Below are 2,353 nucleotides of genomic sequence, written 5' to 3' on the forward strand. Positions count from 1 at the left end.
CCCGCGGGCGGCGCGGACCCTGGAGGACACGCTCGTCACGGTCGGCGCGGAGTGGCCACATGATCGACATGATCGCGGCGCTGCAACCGCTGGTCGTCGGCGCGGTGCTGATCTGGTCCGCCCGCGTGAAGCTCTTCAGCCGGCACGCCGCCGCGGCGGCCGGCCGGTCGGCGCTCGCCCGCCTGCTCGGGCAGCACCGGGCGCTGCCCGCGTACCGGCTGCTCGGCGGTGTCGAGCTGGCCCTCGGCGCGCTGCTCGTGCTGCCGCCCGCGCTGCCCCTGGAGGCGGTCGGCGCGACCGTCCTGACGGCCGGGTTCCTCGCCTACCTGACGTACGCCCGGCGCGCCGCCCCCGCCTCATCCTGCGGGTGCCTGAGCGCCCGGCCGACCCCGGTCTCCGGCCGCGGCCTGGCCCGGGCCGGGCTGCTGCTGGCGGCGGCCGGGCTGGCGGGGCTGGCCGACGGCGGCTGGGCGGGCGCACTCGCCGGGCGGCCGGTGGCCGGCGGCGCCGTGCTGGTCGCCGAACTGACGGCGGTGGTGGCGCTCTCGCCGGAGCTGGACGCCACCTGGCTGCTGCCGCTGCGCCGGCTGCGCGCCCGGCTGACCCATCCGCTGCGCGGCGGCACCGGCGTGCCGCTGCTGGCCACCGTGCAGCAACTCCAGCTCAGCGACGCCTACCGGCGGGTGGCCCCGCTGCTCCGCTCCGACGTGCGGGAACACTGGGACGACGGCGACTGGCGCTTCGTCGGGCACGCCGCGCGCTACCGGGGCCGCCCGGCGACCGCGGTGTTCGCCGTGCCGCTGGCCGACCGGGAGCCCGACGCCGTGCGGGTCGCGGTGGTCGACGACGCCACCGGGCACACCCTGCTCAGCCTGGCCGCCGCGCCGCCGCCCGCCGGCCCTCGGCTCTCCGTCGCGCCGGTCTGACGCCTCCCCCACGTCACCCTCGGACGACCGGCGTCAGGGCATGAACCGGTACCCCATGCCGGGTTCGGTGAGCGGTGGCGTGGCCGGCCGGGTCCCCCTCCACCGTGCGGCGCGGCTGGGCCAGGCCGACCACTCAGTCGGCGGCCAGCCAGGCACGGATCTCGTCGCCGTGCTCGTCGAGGCGGGGCGGCGGCAGGTCGTACCGGGGCGGCGTGGCGGAGAAACCGATCGGGTTGCGGACGCCCGGCACCCCGCCGACGGTGACCACCGGGTCGAGCCCTAGGTCCCGGGCCAGGGCGACGCCGCCGTCGACCGTGTTGATCGGGGCGCACGGCACGCCCGCCGCACGCAGGTCCCGGAACCACTCGTCGCGGGTGCGCCGGACCAGCCGCTCGACCAGCATCGGGCGCAGGACCTCCCGGTTCGCGGTCCGGTCGGGGTTGCGCCGGAACCGGGCGTCGTCGGGCAGCCCGGGCAGGCCGAGCACCTCGCACAGCTTCCGGAACTGACCGTCGTTGCCGGCGATGACGACGAGGTCGCCGTCGGCGGCCGGCAGCGGCTCGTACGGGAACAGGCTCGGGTGGGCGTTGCCCATCCGGAACGGCGCGGCACCGCCGGCGACGTGGCCGCTGGCGTGGTTGACCAGGCCGGACAACGCCGAGGAGAGCAGGTTCACCTCGACGTGCTGGCCGACGCCGGTGTGGGCGCGGTGGTGCAGGGCGGCGAGGATGCCGAGGGCCGCGTGCAGACCCGCCATCACGTCGAACACGGCGACACCGGCCTTGTACGGCGGGCCGTCCGGCTCGCCGGTGAGGCTCATCAGGCCCGACGCCGCCTGGACCATGAGGTCGTAGCCGGGCAGGTCCGCGCCCGCGCCGGTGCCGAAGCCGCTGATCGAGGCGTAGACGATCCGTTCGTTGTCGGCGGCGACGCCGTCGTAGTCGAGGCCGAAGCGCTTCAGCCCGCCGGGGCGGAAGTTCTGGATCATGACGTCGGCCCGCCGGACGAGTCGCCGGGCGACGTCGAGGTCGTCGGGGTCGGCGAGGTCGAGGACCACCGAGCGCTTGTTGCGGTTGACGCCGAGGTAGTAGGTGGACGTCCCCTCCCGGACCGGCGGCATCCAGGCGCGGGTGTCGTCCCCGCCGGGCCCCTCCACCTTGACCACCTCGGCGCCGAGGTCGGCGAGCAGCATGGTCGCGTACGGCCCGGCCAGGATCCGCGAGAAGTCCGCGACGAGGATGCCGCTCAGCGGCCCGGCCTGCTGCTCCGACATCGCCCCTCCCCTTACCCGCTGCCGCCGCGGGCGCGCGCCCTGGGGGGGGGGGGGGGGGGGGCCCCCGCCCCCCCCCGCCCCCGGCGCCAGGGAACTATACGAAGACGGGCGGCGGCGCGGGGGGGCGCCCCCCCCCAACGTGCACGGCAGAGGA

General features: G+C 77.1%; 2 protein-coding genes. One reads left to right on the forward strand and one right to left on the reverse strand.

The genetic code is table 11. The features are described from left to right. Window positions 1–59: 59 nt before the first annotated feature. Window positions 60–926, forward strand: coding sequence for a MauE/DoxX family redox-associated membrane protein (locus tag AB0L34_RS33615; protein WP_363709689.1), 867 nt, complete (start codon window positions 60–62; stop codon window positions 924–926). A 133-nt stretch (window positions 927–1,059) separates the two neighbouring features. On the opposite strand, the gene AB0L34_RS33620 is transcribed toward AB0L34_RS33615, so the two are convergent. Beyond that, on the reverse strand, window positions 1,060–2,199 hold the full coding sequence (locus AB0L34_RS33620) for a CaiB/BaiF CoA-transferase family protein (RefSeq protein ID WP_363709691.1): 1,140 nt from the start codon (window positions 2,197–2,199) through the stop codon (window positions 1,060–1,062). Between the last annotated feature and the right edge of the window lie 154 nt (window positions 2,200–2,353).

The organism is Micromonospora sp. NPDC052213, assembly GCF_040679695.1.
In the GTDB taxonomy this organism is placed as follows: Bacteria; Actinomycetota; Actinomycetes; order Mycobacteriales; family Micromonosporaceae; genus Micromonospora.